The sequence below is a fragment of the Bacillus cereus group sp. BceL062 genome (assembly GCF_051780025.1).
GTDB lineage: Bacteria > Bacillota > Bacilli > Bacillales > Bacillaceae_G > Bacillus_A > Bacillus_A toyonensis.
This window is the reverse complement of the sequence record NZ_JBPWGY010000005.1, coordinates 267,784-282,956: the sequence shown is the minus strand read 5'-3', so window position 1 is coordinate 282,956 and position 15,173 is coordinate 267,784. Positions and strand designations below refer to the sequence as shown.

The following is a 15,173-nucleotide window of genomic DNA, read 5'->3' as shown; positions in this document are numbered from 1 at the left end:
ACGATCAAAAGTTTAAATTTTCTCAAAAAAGAGAAAGGTAGAAAGAATATGATATATTCATGCTATCCAATCATTTTTTTTTAGGGAGAATAGGGAAATGACAAATAACAATCAAATAGGTGAAAATAAAGAACCAACTATTTTTGATCATAAAGGAAATACGATTATGACAGAAGATAGGGAAATACAAATTATTTCGAAATTCGAAGAACCTCTTATCGTCGTATTAGGAAATGTAATAAGTGACGAAGAATGCAACGAATTAATTGAAATGTCTAAAAATAAAATAAAACGTTCTACAATTGGTTCAGCACGTGATGTAAATGATATCCGAACAAGTAGCGGCGCATTTTTGGAAGAGAATGAACTTACTTCGAAGATTGAAAAACGTATTTCATCTATCATGAATGTTCCGGTGACGCATGGAGAAGGATTGCACATTTTAAATTATGAAGTGGATCAACAATATAAAGCGCACTATGATTATTTTGCGGAACATAGTAGATCAGCTGCTAATAATCGTATTAGCACGCTTGTAATGTACTTAAATGATGTAGAAGAAGGCGGAGAAACGTTCTTCCCGAAATTAAATCTTTCTGTACACCCTAGAAAGGGAATGGCAGTATACTTTGAGTATTTTTATCAAGATCAATCACTAAATGAGCTTACGTTACACGGAGGGGCACCTGTAACGAAAGGCGAGAAATGGATTGCAACGCAGTGGGTGAGAAGAGGTACTTATAGGTAAAAGCGAGTATGTTACGTTTTGTTCTTCTTAGTATAAGAAGAACAAAACGTTTTTTATTAAACAAAGTAGCATCTTTCGTTATAATAACAATTAATACATGACGATTGAGAGGACAGAAAATGAAATCTATATACATAACCGGCTATATGGGAGCTGGGAAAACAACAATTGGAAAAGCGTTAAGTAAAGAACTGCAAATGGATGTTGTAGATACAGATCAAAAAATCGAAGAGAAGCAAGAGAAGGCAATTCGAAATATTTTTGCAGAAGAAGGCGAAATAACTTTTCGAGAATATGAAAGTGAGATGTTACGTTCACTACCAGTTCATAATGCAATCATTACAACTGGTGGAGGGATTATTGAGCGAGTGGAAAATCGAAAGTGGATGAAAGAGAACGGGACTGTCGTGTATTTATATTGTGATCCGCATGTAATTGCAGAAAGGCTTCGTGAAGATACGACACGTCCACTATTTCAGAAGAAAGATATAGAGGCATTTGTAACGAAATTCGAATCGCGCCGAGCGTATTATGAAGAGGCACATATTCATATCGACACGACAAATAAGTCAGTAAAGCAAATTATGAATGAATTAAAGGAAAAGATTAATGAATAAAAAAGTGGACATACTAATCAAGTAGAGGTGATGATAATATGTCTACTAATGATTATGTTCGCTTTGTGACGCAGCAGTTTGTGTCATATATGGATGCACCAAAAGAAGATCGTAAACAAAAGAAAGAACAACGCCGCTCTGAAAAAGAGCCATTTTTAAATAAATGGTTTGGTGTTATGCCGCTTAGTGCAGCTTTATTTTATCGAAACGTAAAAAATAAAAGGAAAAAATCAAGTTAACTTTTAGTCATATGTCTAGCAAAATGAAAATCCCCTAGTAGCGTTATATACTAGGGAATTTTCATTTACTGTACGGATTCTTTTTCTTCAGTAACCGCATGTATTTTATTGTTCACCCATACGAACCCTATTCCGATACAAATTGAAATGCCCCAGCCGACAGCAGTCATAATCGCTCTCATTTCACCGTAGCCATCTACACCGAAAACGGAGATGAAATAAATTTTTAAAAAGCTTTTTAATATAAATTGAAGCCCAAAAAATAGCGTTAAATATTGTAGTGCTGGATATATACGACCATCACGATACAGTTCACGACTTTTATCACGGTCATGCCCTTGTAGTGCTGCAATATCTGCTGCGAAATATAACATAAGTGGTTTTTTTATAAAAATTGTACATATGACGATAATACCGAGTACGATGTGATAATACGCATCGTTCCACAACATTCGTTCAGCTGATCCAGATAATAAATCTACCGTCGTATTAGAAATGAGTGTAATTAAAATAAAGAATCCTGTCACGTTAAACTGCTTTTCTTTTTTAAAGGTATACAGTGTATAAATAATCCCCGGAACAGAGGAAATTAACATCGCGTAATAAGGATCAATATAAGGTTTTGCAAATTTCCAAATGAGGAATGGGATTACGAGATAAAAGACAAGATCTAATATAGCTTTTTTATTTTGATTCATACAAATCCTCCTTAAGTCATACATATATTTTATAATATAATTTCTGAAAATTGTATAAGGTTTGATTGGAAAAGAAAAAATATATCAATTTTTGAGGGATTAGTAGATTGAAAAAATTGCCCCTAGCGTAGTAAGTTTTTTTAGTATATAATAAAGGAAACGCTTTCATTTTTGGTTTGTTCACAAAATGGACGGAAAATCACATATGTACTATCGATATGTTGCTTTATAATGAAACTAATTAAATATACGTGCATACAATATTGTGAAATAAATAACATAAATAAAATATATAAATGTAAACGTTATCAAAGAGAGAGGTGGAAATAATGAGTAAATTTTTCTTCAATCATAACCCAGCAACAGTAGAGGATGGAAGGCTTGTTAAGTATGCTGAAATTATTTATGGAGAAGGTGGCCGTTCTGTATTAGAAAATTTAATGGTGAAGGCATCTATCAGATTGCGCGATCGTTATCCGAATAAATCTGACGAACAGATCTCGAACCTCGTAAATAAAGGCATCCATGATATGTTTCAAAAATATGTGAGTGAGTAAAGAGTAGCCAATGGCTGCTCTTATTTTTTTGTATAAGGATTGTAACTCTAGCTGAAAATAAACATGTGTTTTGAAAAACGTAAAAAGGAGTGGGAAAGATGAGCAATGGAATTGGACGTTCGAAAGAAAACCTTCCAACTGATGCAAATCATGTGAGCGCAAAGGATCGTGCACAGCAGAAACGTATGGCACAGAAAAAACAGCAAGAGCGTAGTGACGATAGCGAGTAGGATAGAAAATAACTAAAAAGAAAGCTCCTTCTAAAAACGGAAGGAGCTTTTTTAAGATAGAAAATGATTAGCGGTAACATAAAAGAGGCCACCGTTAATAATTTGCACTGTAATACGTGGTTCATATTGTTCTTGCAAGGCTTGTTTTTCAATTTCATAGCTTTCAGGAAGTTCATCACTATCTTCATAAAAACGATTTAAAAGATCTAAATCATGATTCCAACGTACCCTCGCTTCTTTCGCCCACGCATGATCATCTTCTGCAATTATATTTTTTAAAGCGTCCTCTATACGTTGTAAGCCGCTTTGAGGCTTAATGATAGGAGAGAGCGTAAAACAAAAGTCAGGTATTTTCGGTGTAAGTTTAATGCTAGTTAATGTTTCATGAAAATTTGCCATCATTGTTCCAGAGATGAGATGAATACCAATGGAATGAAGGATGTCTTTTTTTCGATCACATTGATAAGACACTTTTATATTTACACCGAGCCAAGGATGGAGCGGTGTATGCGTTGCACCGTTATGCTTTACTTCCTCATATAAACGTATGTAAGAGCCTAATTCTTTCGTTGTCTGGAAAATTTGATGTAGTCGTGGTGAACCGTAGTGAATAAGTTCGCCATCGTTTTCTTCATTTTCTGGATTTGTAATAAGAGTAAGGCGCATCGGATTCGGTACGCCTCCTGTTTTTTCAAGATAGTGCCAATAGAAAGGGCGGTTCATTAATAATTTATCCATCTCAATTGTTAACTGCACATCTAATAGGTGAGGGGAACGTCCTAAAATTTCGCAGTTATTCGCCTCAAAGAAATTGTTTAAGTAATTATGGATTTCATGTTGCTGCATAGCCTTGCACCTCAGCTTCATTTCGCTTCGCAAAGTCGATAATAGATGTTAAGTTTTCCATCTTAATTCGAATTTCTCCTTCGCTTTTTGATTGAGCAAAAATTTCTTGAATATGCGCATCGATGTTTTTCATATTAATTCTTGTTAAAATTTCATCGAGTTCACCGATAACACGCTCAAATAAATTTATTTTTTCATATAACAGTTTCAAAATGTGTTCTTCAACAGTATGCTTTGTAGCTAAATTATAAATATGAACATCATTTTTTTGACCGAGACGGTGAATACGTCCGATTCTTTGTTCAAGGCGCATTGGGTTCCATGGCAAATCGTAATTGATCATATGGCTACAAAACTGTAAGTTAATTCCTTCACCGCCAGCTTCCGTTGCGATTAATACTTGAGCACGGTTTTGGAAAAGTTCCTTCATCCAATCTTTCTTCCCACGTTTAAACCCACCGCGGAATGGTACGGAAGAGATACCATGTTGTTGTAAAAACCATTGTAAGTACATTTGCGAAGCTCTGTATTCCGTGAAGATGATGACCTTATCGTCAATTTCTTTTATAAGCTCTAGAGCTTTATTCGCTTTTGAGTTAAAAGGAATATGATTAATTTTGTCCATTAGCACATCAATATGCGGGTCTTTTATGTAATGTTCATTTTCCTTCTGTCGTTTTTCTACATGTTTTTTTAATGAATAGTAAACAGCCTCACGACTACTACACGCTTCCCGTTTTAAAGTTAACGATGAGAAAGCAGATGTGAAGGCATCTTGTCCTCGCCAATTTTCAATATCATTATACAAAGCTTGCTCTTCTTTATTAAACTCCACAAAAATTGTACGTACATGCCTCTTCGGCCAATCAATTCCGGTATTATGACGTCTATTTCGGACCATTACTTTGTTAATGAGAGCTTTTAAGTCTTCATCTGATTCGGCTGAACGATTTTTTGAAGCGTAGTATTCTTCAAAGTTGGATTGATTGCCTAAATGTCCGGGCTTTAATAAAGAAACAAGGTTGAAAATTTCATCAATCTTGTTTTGAACAGGAGTAGCTGTTAGTAATAAACAAAACTTCTTTTTTAATCGCTGTGCAAATTCATAGTTTTTTGTTTTATTATTTTTTAGTTTATGTGCTTCATCGATAATAATAAGATCATATTCTAAGTTCAAAACGATATCGCGATGTGGTGAACGTTTTGCAGTATCAATTGATGATACGATTACGTCAGCTTGCTCCCACGAGTAGCTTTTCTTTTGAGCTACAGCTGGAATGAAAAACTTTGTATTTAGTTCGTATGCCCATTGTGACACGAGAGAGGCTGGGACGAGTATGAGTACCTTTTTCACAAGCCCACGCACCATATATTCTTTTAAAATAAGTCCAGCTTCAATTGTTTTTCCAAGCCCTACTTCGTCGGCTAGTATCGCTTTACCGTTCATTTGTTCAATAACATTTTGAGCGACTTCTAATTGATGAGGAAGCGGTGTGAAATGGGATAAGTGCTTCGGTGCTTGTAGTCCATCGAAAGTAGGAACAAGTAACGATTTTTCTGTTTCATAAGCTAAATGGTATAAATCCCAGTTTGTCCAAGGACCATCTTCTTCAATTCTATTTAAAAAATTGTTTTGCCACGTCCGATCTACGGAAATATCAACATTCATTACGACTCTCCCACCTTTTATAAGTTAAAGTAATTATTTTTTACATGTATAATGATTCGCCTTGAAAGAAGGCTTTGTTATCGTTATTAAAGGCTATATGATAGACAATCATAAGCATTAAATCCCAAAAGTTGTATTTAATAAGATTAAGAATGAAAAATTCTAAATTATTTTTTATGCTAGAATATTGATGAAATATAGCGAATGATGTTAGGATAATGGTGTGAAATGTGTGGAATCTTTCGTATTTTATCCAAGAAAGTACTTTTTTATTTACGCTTTCATAAAAAAATATAGTGAGATTCCGTATATCCTATCTTTTCAGAATGAAAATGTTTAGATATGGGAAGCAACTTTTATTGATTTGTCAGAGCATAAGGGGGAAAGAGCATGATTACATTACAACGTACACCGTTATTTGATGTATACGCGAAGTATGGTGGGAAAACAATCGACTTTGGTGGCTGGGAATTACCAGTTCAATTTTCAAGCATTAAAGAAGAACACGAAGCTGTACGTACAGCGGCAGGTTTGTTCGATGTGTCTCATATGGGAGAAGTTGAGGTAAAAGGTGTAGATAGTTTAGCATTTTTACAACGTGTTGTTACAAATGACGTATCTACCTTAAAGGTAGGAGGCGCACAATATACAGCTATGTGCTACGAAAATGGTGGTACAGTAGATGATTTATTAATTTACAAACGTGGTGAAGAAGACTATTTATTAGTAATCAATGCATCAAATATCGAGAAAGATTACGAATGGTTAGCAAGTCATGTAATTGGCGATGCGAAAGTAGTCAATGTTTCTAGTGAAGTTGCGCAGCTTGCAATTCAAGGACCAAAAGCAGAAGGCATTTTACAAAAAGTTGTGTCAGAAGATTTGAAAGAAATTAAGTTCTTTAAATTTAAAAACGATATTCTTGTAGATGGAATTCCTGCACTTGTATCTCGTACAGGTTACACAGGTGAAGACGGATTCGAAATTTACTGTAAGAGTGAAGATGCTGCAAAACTTTGGGAGAAACTTCTTGAAGTTGGAGCAGAAGAGGGTTTAAAGGCATGTGGTTTAGGTGCTCGTGATACACTTCGCTTTGAAGCAACACTTCCGTTATACGGACAAGAATTATCAAAAGATATTACACCGATTGAAGCAGGAATTGGCTTTGCGGTAAAGCCAAACAAAGAAGCAGACTTCTTTGGAAAAGAAACGTTAAAAGAGCAAAAAGAAAACGGTGCATCTCGTAAATTAGTCGGCATCGAAGTAATCGAACGCGGTATTCCTCGTACACATTACCCTGTATTTGTAGGAGAAGAAAAAATCGGGGAAGTAACGAGTGGTACACAATCTCCAACGTTAAAGAAAAGCATTGGTTTAGCACTAATTGATGTAAAATACGCAGCAGTTGATACAGAAGTAGAAATTGAAATTCGTAATAAACGCGTCAAAGCAGTAGTTGTTCCAACACCATTTTATAAACGTTCAAAGTAACGGGGAGAGGGGTAGATTTCATGTTGCATCGTTATCTTCCAATGACAGAAGAAGACAAAAAAGAAATGTTACAAACGATCGGCGTTCAAACGATCGACGAATTATTCGCTGATATTCCAGAGAGTGTTCGTTTTAAAGGGGATTTAAAAATTAAAGAAGCAAAATCAGAGCCAGAGCTTTTAAAAGAGTTATCTCAAATGGCTGGTAAAAATGCTAATTTAAAAGAATATGCTTCTTTCTTAGGGGCAGGTGTATACGATCATTATGCTCCAGTAATTGTTGATCATGTTATTTCTCGTTCAGAGTTTTATACAGCTTACACGCCATACCAACCAGAAATTTCACAAGGGGAATTACAAGCAATCTTTGAATTCCAAACAATGATTTGTGAATTAACAGGAATGGATGTAGCAAACTCTTCTATGTATGACGGAGGTACAGCTTTAGCTGAAGCGGCAATGTTAGCGGCTGGCCATACTCGTAAAAAGAAAATTCTTGTATCTAGTGCAGTGCACCCAGAATCAAGAGCAGTACTTGAAACTTATGCAAAAGGTCAACATCTAGAAGTTGTTGAAATTAATCATAAAGATGGTGTAACAGATTTAGACGTATTACAAAGCGAAGTAGACGATACAGTTGCTTGTGTAATCGTTCAATATCCAAACTTCTTCGGACAAGTTGAAAAGTTAGCTGATATTGAAAAAATCGTTCATCAACAAAAATCATTATTTATCGTTTCTTCAAATCCGTTATCATTAGGCGCATTAACACCACCAGGGAAATTCGGTGCTGACATTGTAATCGGTGATGCACAACCATTCGGTATTCCAACACAGTTTGGTGGACCACACTGTGGTTACTTTGCAACAACGAAAGCATTTATGCGTAAAATTCCAGGACGTCTTGTCGGACAAACGGTAGATTCAGATGGTAAACGTGGATTTGTATTAACGCTACAAGCACGTGAACAGCATATTCGTCGTGACAAAGCGACATCTAACATTTGTTCAAACCAAGCGTTAAATGCATTAGCAGCTTCTGTTGCAATGACGGCACTTGGAAAACAAGGTGTGAAAGAAATGGCACGTCAAAATATTTCTAAAGCACAATATGCAAAACGTCAATTCGAAGCGAAAGGCTTCACAGCTACATTTGCTGGACCATTCTTCAATGAATTCGTTGTAGATTGCAAACGTCCAGTGAAAGAAGTAAACGACGCATTACTACAAAAGAATATTATCGGTGGTTATGATCTAGGCCGTGATTATAAAGAATTAGAAAATCATATGCTGTTAGCAGTAACTGAGCTTCGTACAAAAGAGGAAATTGACACACTTGTAAACGAAATGGGGGCTATCCAATGAAGAACCAAGACCAAGCACTTATTTTTGAAGTGACTAAAGAAGGACGCGTAGGATATAGCTTACCCAAATTAGACGTAGAAGAAGTGAAACTAGAAGATGTATTTGAGAGCGATTATATTCGAGTAGAAGATGCAGAGCTACCAGAAGTATCTGAACTTGACATTATGCGCCACTATACAGCACTTTCAAACCGTAACCACGGCGTGGATTCTGGATTCTATCCACTTGGATCTTGTACGATGAAATATAATCCGAAAATTAATGAGAATGTAGCTCGTTTTGCAGGATTTGCAAATATTCATCCACTTCAAGATGAAAAGACAGTACAAGGTGCAATGGAATTAATGTACGACTTACAAGAGCATTTAATTGAAATTACAGGTATGGATACTGTTACATTACAACCAGCAGCAGGTGCACACGGAGAATGGACAGGTTTAATGTTAATTCGTGCCTACCATGAAGCAAATGGTGACTTTAACCGTACGAAAGTAATTGTTCCTGACTCTGCTCACGGAACGAATCCAGCATCTGCAACTGTAGCTGGTTTTGAAACAATTACAGTAAAATCGAATGAACATGGTCTTGTTGACTTAGAAGATTTAAAACGTGTTGTAAACGAAGAAACAGCAGCACTTATGTTAACAAATCCAAATACATTAGGTCTATTCGAAGAAAATATTTTAGAAATGGCTGAAATCGTCCATAATGCAGGCGGTAAATTATACTATGATGGTGCAAATTTAAATGCGGTATTAAGCCAAGCGCGCCCAGGAGATATGGGATTTGACGTTGTGCATTTAAACCTTCATAAAACATTTACAGGTCCGCATGGCGGCGGTGGTCCAGGTTCTGGTCCAGTAGGTGTGAAAGCTGATTTAATTCCGTACTTACCAAAACCAATTTTAGAGAAAACGGAAAATGGCTACCACTTCAATTACGATCGTCCAGAAGCAATTGGGCGTGTGAAACCATTCTATGGTAACTTCGGTATTAACGTTCGTGCATACACATACATTCGTTCTATGGGTCCAGATGGACTACGTGCAGTAACTGAGTATGCTGTATTAAATGCGAATTATATGATGAGAAGATTAGCGCCGTTCTATGATCTTCCGTTCGATAGACATTGTAAGCATGAATTTGTATTATCAGGTCGTCGTCAAAAGAAACTTGGTGTACGTACATTAGATATTGCAAAACGTCTGCTTGATTTCGGTTACCACCCACCAACAATTTACTTCCCATTAAATGTGGAAGAATGTATTATGATTGAACCGACAGAAACAGAATCAAAAGAAACGTTAGATGGTTTCATTGATAAGATGATTCAAATTGCTAAAGAAGTAGAAGAAAATCCAGAAGTTGTACAAGAAGCACCACACACTACAGTTATTAAACGTTTAGACGAAACGATGGCTGCTCGTAAACCTGTTTTACGTTATGAAAAGCTTGCTCCTGTACAAGTTTGATTAGAATAAAAAAAGAACTCGCTATATGCGGGTTCTTTTTTTGTTTGGAGAATTTGTCCTGCTATTTGTGGACAGTAAAACTCCCAACTCAAAACTTAGCTGGTGCAAAGAAGCCAGGTGGGAGATAAACTGTCCGTAAATACCCGATTGGTGAAGGCTAATAATCAGTGGGGATGAACAAAAATCCCCACTGATTAAAGTTTCACTTTATGCAGAAATAGTGAAGAAAATGTTAAAACTTTATATTTTTTGTTTCATAATTGTGTAAAGATGTAGTTTTATAGGTAGTTTTGTTGAAAAAGTCGGTTTGATAAAAGTATTTATTTTTGTTAGAATTTTATTGAAATTAAGAAGATGTGATGAGGCAAAAATTACTCATTTTTATGTATATGTGAAAAAACGAGCAAGGCGGGGGTGAAAGTGTGGGATATCGATGTTATAGAATGGTATACCATTTAGAAAATGGAGAAACAATTAAAGATGTAAAAGAATTTTGCTATCGAGACCAAGGAAAAGTGTTAGAAAGAGTAGCACATCGTGTGATGGATAATAGAGAAGTGACGGCGATTGATAAACAAGGAACAATCATTTCAATAGCATGTGAGGACATTGTAAAGGTAGAACTTGATTACATAACAGAAAGTTAACCTTGAGTCATATCGAATTATTCGATAAAATATACTGTTGAATGGTGCAGAGAGTAGAGAGGAGTTTATCATGGGTAGTACAAGACACTTTTATATGTTTATTTTAGCGTTTGTTCTTGTTGTGGCGTTAACAATTTATTTAATTGTTGATAGCAGCTGGTACAATACAGTTCATCCGGCATTCCTTCTGTTTATGTATGTAGGAATTGCGGTTGTTAGTTTCGGAATGAGAGACGAAATGTTAGATCGCTTTGAAAAGTGATACATATACGAAAGACCAACAGGAAAATGTTGGTCTTTTTTTCTTGCCAAAAATAGGATGGTGTGTATATACTGTATATATAAGATATATACAGTATATACACACTGGAGGAAAACATGAATATTATTATTTCGAATTCTTCCCAAGACCCTATTTATGTACAAATAAGGAAACAATTAAGCCAGCTTATTTTAAATGGTGGTTTAAAGGGGGGAGACCAACTGCCGTCTATTCGTAGCTTAGCGAAGGAATTACAAATTAGTGTAATTACAACGAAGCGTGCGTACGAGGAACTTGAAAAAGAAGGATATATAGAAACTGTTGCTGGGAAGGGGACTTATGTTTCACGTAAAAACAATGAACTATTAAAAGAACAGCGCTTACGTTTATTGGAAAGTAAGGCTGAAGAAATTGTGAGAGAAAGTAAAGTGTTGCAGCTTTCACTTGAAGATTTACAGCAGATGATTGCGTGTTTATATGAGGGGGAATAAGGAATGTTAGAGCTAAAAAACGTTTGTAAAAATTATCAAGATTTCTCAGTGGAAAATATAAGTTTTACGCTGCCACGTGGATATATTATGGGATTTGTCGGACCGAATGGTGCTGGGAAAAGTACGACGATCAAAATGATTATGAATTTAATTAGAAAAGAGAGCGGCGATATACAAATTTTTGGCAAGGACAATAAGAAAGCAGAAAAGGAAATAAAACAAAATATTGGCTTTGTATATGATGAAAATCATTACTACGAAGATTTAACGTGTGAACAAATGAAGCGTATTATTGCACCGCTATATAAAAAGTGGGACGAATGTCAGTATCAATCGTATATGGAGAGATTACAAGTTCCAAAGTATAAAAAAATTAAAGAGTTATCTAAAGGGATGAAAATGAAATTTGCGATTGCCATCGCGCTTTCGCATCATGCAGAGTTTATTATTATGGATGAACCAACAGCAGGATTGGACCCAGTTGTTCGAAGTGAATTGCTTGATATATTGCAAGAAATTGTAATGGAAGATGAAGTATCTGTATTATTCTCAACGCACATTACAACAGACTTAGAGCGCATCGCAGATTATATTACTTTTATCAACGATGGGGAAATTATATTTACTGGTGAGAAAGATGAATTAATGGAGAGCTACGTAATCGTAAAGGGAAGTAATGATTTATTGGATCGAGAAGGAAAAGAGCTATTTGTTGGATTACGAAAAAATAAATTTGGTTTTGAAGGTTTAGCGAAGGATAAACAAGTAATTATCGATTGGTTTGGAAATGAGGTTGGACTAGAAAAGCCTACATTAGATGATATTATCGTTTACACTGCGAAAGGGAGAGGTGCCTATGCGTCAGCTCATCTATAAAGATTTGTTCTTTTTTCGGGTAACTTGGTTAGTGAATCTTATTATGCCCCTTATGTTCTTTTTACTTGAGCCCGGGAGTGAATTGTTATTTCCGATGAGTTGTCTATTTATAACCCTTTCCTCCGTTATGACGCTAATCTATATGGATGAAAGGAATAAAAGTGACATTGTAATAAATAGTTTACCGTTAAGTCGAAAGGATATCATAATTGCTAGATATATTTCCTGTGCAATATTTATTGTAGGTGGGATAGTCTCAACTATGGTAGTTGTTTTTCTTATAAGAGGTGTCGCTGTTATTGATGATATCGGTGCATACCATCCTAATTTGTATATTGAAATTCCGTGGTATGGAGTAGTAAATGGAGCTGTTTACGCTTTGGTTTTTGTTGCAGCGTTTTTTCCTAGTTATTACGGAACCAAATCAAAGGTAGCAAGAAGTATCTTGTCAGGAGCATCGATGGCAGTAGCTGGAATTGCATGGATATTTATAGGGGATGGACTGAACGCAACAGTACCTTCATTCATTGAGTGGATTATGAATCCATCAAATCTTAGCTTATTTATAGTTGGAGGAATTATATTAGCTAGTGTATATATCGCTTCTATGTTTCTAACAATTAAATTTTATGGATCGCGTGATTTATAGAGAGGGGAATTTGTATGCAACAGTTAATTTTGAAGGAGTTTTTCTTACAAAAGAAGATGATTCCGTTCTATTTTTTAATACCTGTTTTATCGATTTTTAGGAATTCTGTAGAACCGATGGGGATTGCAATAGGATTATTTATGACATGCAGTATGATTATATATATTTCTTTTTATTATGAAGAAAAAAGTAAAGCAGAAAAAGTATTAGTGAGTTTGCCTATAACGAGAAAAGAGATAGTTATAGCTAAATATATTTCAACTACATTATTTATTATAGTCGGTTTGAGTACAACTTTTATAGTCGTAATATTAGGAAATATTTTGTTAGACAGAGATATAGTTATTCCTGGATATGCAATGTTTTCATCAATAGTAGCAACTTTGATTTATTGTGTGATAATGATACCTACTAATTACATCGGAGGAAATAAAGCTACTACTGTCTTGAATGTTATTATGATTTTTCCTTTAATAGGTATGATTGGTCTTATGTGTAATGTTTTTGGTGATAAAACAATTATGTTAAAAGTACTTCACTCTGAGGAGGCTACACTAGCAATGGGTATTCTTGGCATCGGAGTGTTAGTAAGTATAGTCATATCAATGTTTCTCTCAATGAAAATGTTTCAGGAAGCAGAGTTATAGAAGAAGCATTTTCATATTAGGAGGTGTAATACATGATCAAGCAATTAATTTTAAAAGATTTCATCATTCAATGGAAATTTTTAATTTGGTACATACTGTATCCCATTTTCTTTTATATAGCCTTAACAGATACGAAAAATCTGTTCATAATTATGTCAGTAATTATTACAATTGGGGCAACAGTAAAAACATTTGAAGCAGATAGTAAAAATGAGAGTGAAGTTATAGTAAATAGTTTACCAATATTGAGAAAACAAATTGTGTATGCGAAATATATAGTAGCAATTATTATTCTTTTTATAAGTGTAATGGTCGGTTGTTTCACGATGGGGATGAAGAATGGGGTTAACCTATTTGAATTTATTGAAACGACAATAATTGCTAGTATTAGCTTTATTTTAATATATTTAAGCTTTGTTTTACCGATATCATTTTGGCTAGCATATAAAAAAGCTATTTTTATTACGCTTTTCATACTAATAGCACCGACAGCCATTTGTACTATGTTCTTTGAAATCAACCTGGAACAAATCCAACTATATAACGGCTTATTATTCGTTAGTTCAATATGCATGTTCATAGTATCTGCCTTCGTTTCAATGAAATTGTATGAGAAGAGAGAATTTTAAAAGGTGCCTCATAAAAGGCACCTTTTTCAATATCGACAATATGAGAGTAAGAGTTTATAAACAGAGAGGCTATTCGGTACAACATCTTTTGGAGTATGTAATATAAAGCTGAAAACGATAATGAGAATGAGAAAGAGGAAAAATAAAAATAGGATCTGTTTATGTATAGAATTTTGCATAGGATCCACTCCTTTTTTAGGTAGTATGTCCAAAAGGAAGGAGTGTATGAAAAATTTTAGGAGGGAGAATGATGAACAAAAGAAAATGGTTATATAGAATAGGAATACTTTTAGTTTCAATTGGTTGCATATTAGCAAACTTTTATTCGGATATACCAATGCTATTTCCTAGTTTGCATAAAGGAATTGGTATGAGTGTTGTCGTAGTTGGTCTGCTTTGTCTTATCACATCAAACTTCTATAGAAAGTCTGAATCAATATAAAAAAGGACAGTTACTCTTTTTCAGAGTAACTGTCCTTTTTAAATAACTTATTATATAGCTTGGCGATACTCCATATAATTACGATTGCAATGGAGGCAATAATTGACCAAACGATAGATAAAATTTCAAGTGTCATGTTCGGAAGGAATGTAAGAATGGATAATATTTTATGAAACAACCATTCTATTATATGAAAACTTACTTGCAGTAGAATGGCGATCACGAGTGTGATCCATGCTAACATTTGTTTTCCTTTTTCTTTCCACATGACATTCACCTCGCGTTAGCTTAATAGTTTTAAGCCAACAGCGCCGCATAGAATGCAGCTTAAGAAGGCAAGACGACGCCAATCCGCTGATTCTCGGAAAATAAGAATGCCTAGAAGTGCACTTCCGGCAGTTCCGATTCCAGTCCAAATCGCGTAAGCAGTTCCCATCGGTAATGTGTCCATCGCAAGGGATAAGAAGAAGAAGCTTACGCCGAAGTTAGCGATTAAAATAACTTTTGGTGCCCAGCCTTTCTTTTCAGTGGCTACTTTCATAAAGAGTACACCAATAATTTCACAAATACCAGCTAGAATTAAAAATACCCAAGCCATT

General features: G+C 35.1%; 22 protein-coding genes. 16 read left to right on the top strand and 6 right to left on the bottom strand.

Features of this window, described 5'->3' with window-relative positions; genetic code table 11:
• Positions 1 to 97: 97 nt before the first annotated feature.
• From ACS2MN_RS14785 to ACS2MN_RS14775, 3 genes are all read left to right on the top strand, one after another.
• Positions 98 to 748: a 2OG-Fe(II) oxygenase gene (locus ACS2MN_RS14785; protein WP_098806571.1), complete on the top strand. Its 651-nt coding sequence runs from the start codon at positions 98 to 100 to the stop codon at positions 746 to 748.
• A 119-nt stretch (positions 749 to 867) separates the two neighbouring features.
• A complete protein-coding gene (locus ACS2MN_RS14780) occupies positions 868 to 1,365 on the top strand; it encodes a shikimate kinase (RefSeq protein ID WP_000836652.1) in 498 nt (165 codons plus the stop codon).
• 38 nt (positions 1,366 to 1,403) lie between these two features.
• Positions 1,404 to 1,604, top strand: a complete 201-nt coding sequence (locus ACS2MN_RS14775) for a YqzE family protein (protein WP_000106086.1) — start codon at positions 1,404 to 1,406, stop codon at positions 1,602 to 1,604.
• Between the two features lie 65 nt (positions 1,605 to 1,669).
• Here the strand turns inward: ACS2MN_RS14775 and ACS2MN_RS14770 are convergent, their stop codons facing one another.
• Together ACS2MN_RS14770 and ACS2MN_RS14765 are read right to left on the bottom strand one after the other, a co-directional pair.
• Positions 1,670 to 2,302 carry a VC0807 family protein gene (locus tag ACS2MN_RS14770; RefSeq protein WP_001073099.1) on the bottom strand — a complete coding sequence of 211 codons (633 nt, stop codon included), beginning with the start codon at positions 2,300 to 2,302 and terminating at the stop codon, positions 1,670 to 1,672.
• 140 nt (positions 2,303 to 2,442) lie between these two features.
• A complete protein-coding gene (locus ACS2MN_RS14765) occupies positions 2,443 to 2,559 on the bottom strand; it encodes a GTP pyrophosphokinase (protein ID WP_073990725.1) in 117 nt (38 codons plus the stop codon).
• 72 nt (positions 2,560 to 2,631) lie between these two features.
• Here ACS2MN_RS14765 and ACS2MN_RS14760 point away from each other — a divergent pair, with 72 nt between their 5' ends.
• Both ACS2MN_RS14760 and ACS2MN_RS14755 read left to right on the top strand, forming a co-directional pair.
• Positions 2,632 to 2,859, top strand: coding sequence for a hypothetical protein (locus ACS2MN_RS14760; protein WP_000032702.1), 228 nt, complete (start codon positions 2,632 to 2,634; stop codon positions 2,857 to 2,859).
• 98 nt (positions 2,860 to 2,957) lie between these two features.
• Positions 2,958 to 3,089 (top strand): hypothetical protein, encoded by a 132-nt coding sequence (locus ACS2MN_RS14755; RefSeq protein WP_000064664.1) that lies wholly within the window; start codon positions 2,958 to 2,960, stop codon positions 3,087 to 3,089.
• Positions 3,090 to 3,140: 51 nt separating this feature from the next.
• On the opposite strand, the gene ACS2MN_RS14750 is transcribed toward ACS2MN_RS14755, so the two are convergent.
• Positions 3,141 to 3,935 carry a YqhG family protein gene (locus tag ACS2MN_RS14750; protein ID WP_001183955.1) on the bottom strand — a complete coding sequence of 265 codons (795 nt, stop codon included), beginning with the start codon at positions 3,933 to 3,935 and terminating at the stop codon, positions 3,141 to 3,143.
• Positions 3,922 to 5,604, bottom strand: a complete 1,683-nt coding sequence (locus tag ACS2MN_RS14745; protein ID WP_087949274.1) for a DEAD/DEAH box helicase — start codon at positions 5,602 to 5,604, stop codon at positions 3,922 to 3,924. Before ACS2MN_RS14745 ends, ACS2MN_RS14750 begins: the two co-directional genes overlap by 14 nt.
• Before the next feature lie 390 nt (positions 5,605 to 5,994).
• Between ACS2MN_RS14745 and gcvT the strand changes: the two genes are divergently transcribed.
• The 11 genes from gcvT (at position 5,995) to ACS2MN_RS14690 (ending at position 14,574) form a co-directional block, all read left to right on the top strand.
• A complete protein-coding gene (gene gcvT, locus ACS2MN_RS14740; protein WP_000631761.1) occupies positions 5,995 to 7,095 on the top strand; it encodes a glycine cleavage system aminomethyltransferase GcvT in 1,101 nt (366 codons plus the stop codon).
• Positions 7,096 to 7,115: 20 nt separating this feature from the next.
• Entirely contained in the window at positions 7,116 to 8,459 is a 1,344-nt protein-coding gene (gene gcvPA, locus ACS2MN_RS14735; RefSeq protein WP_346994716.1) for an aminomethyl-transferring glycine dehydrogenase subunit 1, read from the top strand.
• Complete coding sequence (gene gcvPB / locus ACS2MN_RS14730; protein ID WP_000795710.1) at positions 8,456 to 9,931, top strand: aminomethyl-transferring glycine dehydrogenase subunit 2; 1,476 nt, start codon at positions 8,456 to 8,458, stop codon at positions 9,929 to 9,931. The genes gcvPA and gcvPB overlap by 4 nt, the downstream gene beginning before the upstream one ends.
• Positions 9,932 to 10,374: 443 nt before the next feature.
• A complete protein-coding gene (locus ACS2MN_RS14725; protein WP_000262495.1) occupies positions 10,375 to 10,578 on the top strand; it encodes a DUF3929 family protein in 204 nt (67 codons plus the stop codon).
• Positions 10,579 to 10,648: 70 nt separating this feature from the next.
• The gene (locus ACS2MN_RS14720; protein ID WP_000535934.1) at positions 10,649 to 10,840 is read left to right on the top strand and encodes a hypothetical protein; all 192 of its coding nucleotides are present in this window, start codon (positions 10,649 to 10,651) and stop codon (positions 10,838 to 10,840) included.
• Between the two features lie 116 nt (positions 10,841 to 10,956).
• Complete coding sequence (locus ACS2MN_RS14715; protein ID WP_001021357.1) at positions 10,957 to 11,331, top strand: GntR family transcriptional regulator; 375 nt, start codon at positions 10,957 to 10,959, stop codon at positions 11,329 to 11,331.
• 3 nt (positions 11,332 to 11,334) lie between these two features.
• Entirely contained in the window at positions 11,335 to 12,207 is an 873-nt protein-coding gene (locus ACS2MN_RS14710) for an ABC transporter ATP-binding protein (RefSeq protein WP_098805657.1), read from the top strand.
• Complete coding sequence (locus tag ACS2MN_RS14705) at positions 12,188 to 12,856, top strand: ABC-2 transporter permease (protein WP_098805656.1); 669 nt, start codon at positions 12,188 to 12,190, stop codon at positions 12,854 to 12,856. The genes ACS2MN_RS14710 and ACS2MN_RS14705 overlap by 20 nt, the downstream gene beginning before the upstream one ends.
• Positions 12,857 to 12,870: 14 nt before the next feature.
• Positions 12,871 to 13,503, top strand: coding sequence for an ABC-2 transporter permease (locus ACS2MN_RS14700; protein WP_098805655.1), 633 nt, complete (start codon positions 12,871 to 12,873; stop codon positions 13,501 to 13,503).
• 32 nt (positions 13,504 to 13,535) lie between these two features.
• Complete coding sequence (locus ACS2MN_RS14695; protein WP_142344978.1) at positions 13,536 to 14,132, top strand: ABC-2 transporter permease; 597 nt, start codon at positions 13,536 to 13,538, stop codon at positions 14,130 to 14,132.
• Between the two features lie 250 nt (positions 14,133 to 14,382).
• A complete protein-coding gene (locus ACS2MN_RS14690) occupies positions 14,383 to 14,574 on the top strand; it encodes a hypothetical protein (protein WP_001042435.1) in 192 nt (63 codons plus the stop codon).
• Positions 14,575 to 14,584: 10 nt separating this feature from the next.
• On the opposite strand, the gene ACS2MN_RS14685 is transcribed toward ACS2MN_RS14690, so the two are convergent.
• Together ACS2MN_RS14685 and ACS2MN_RS14680 are read right to left on the bottom strand one after the other, a co-directional pair.
• The gene (locus ACS2MN_RS14685) at positions 14,585 to 14,842 is read right to left on the bottom strand and encodes a DUF3975 family protein (protein WP_000265397.1); all 258 of its coding nucleotides are present in this window, start codon (positions 14,840 to 14,842) and stop codon (positions 14,585 to 14,587) included.
• 15 nt (positions 14,843 to 14,857) lie between these two features.
• A complete protein-coding gene (locus ACS2MN_RS14680) occupies positions 14,858 to 15,172 on the bottom strand; it encodes a DMT family transporter (RefSeq protein WP_000312621.1) in 315 nt (104 codons plus the stop codon).
• Position 15,173 lies beyond the last annotated feature (1 nt).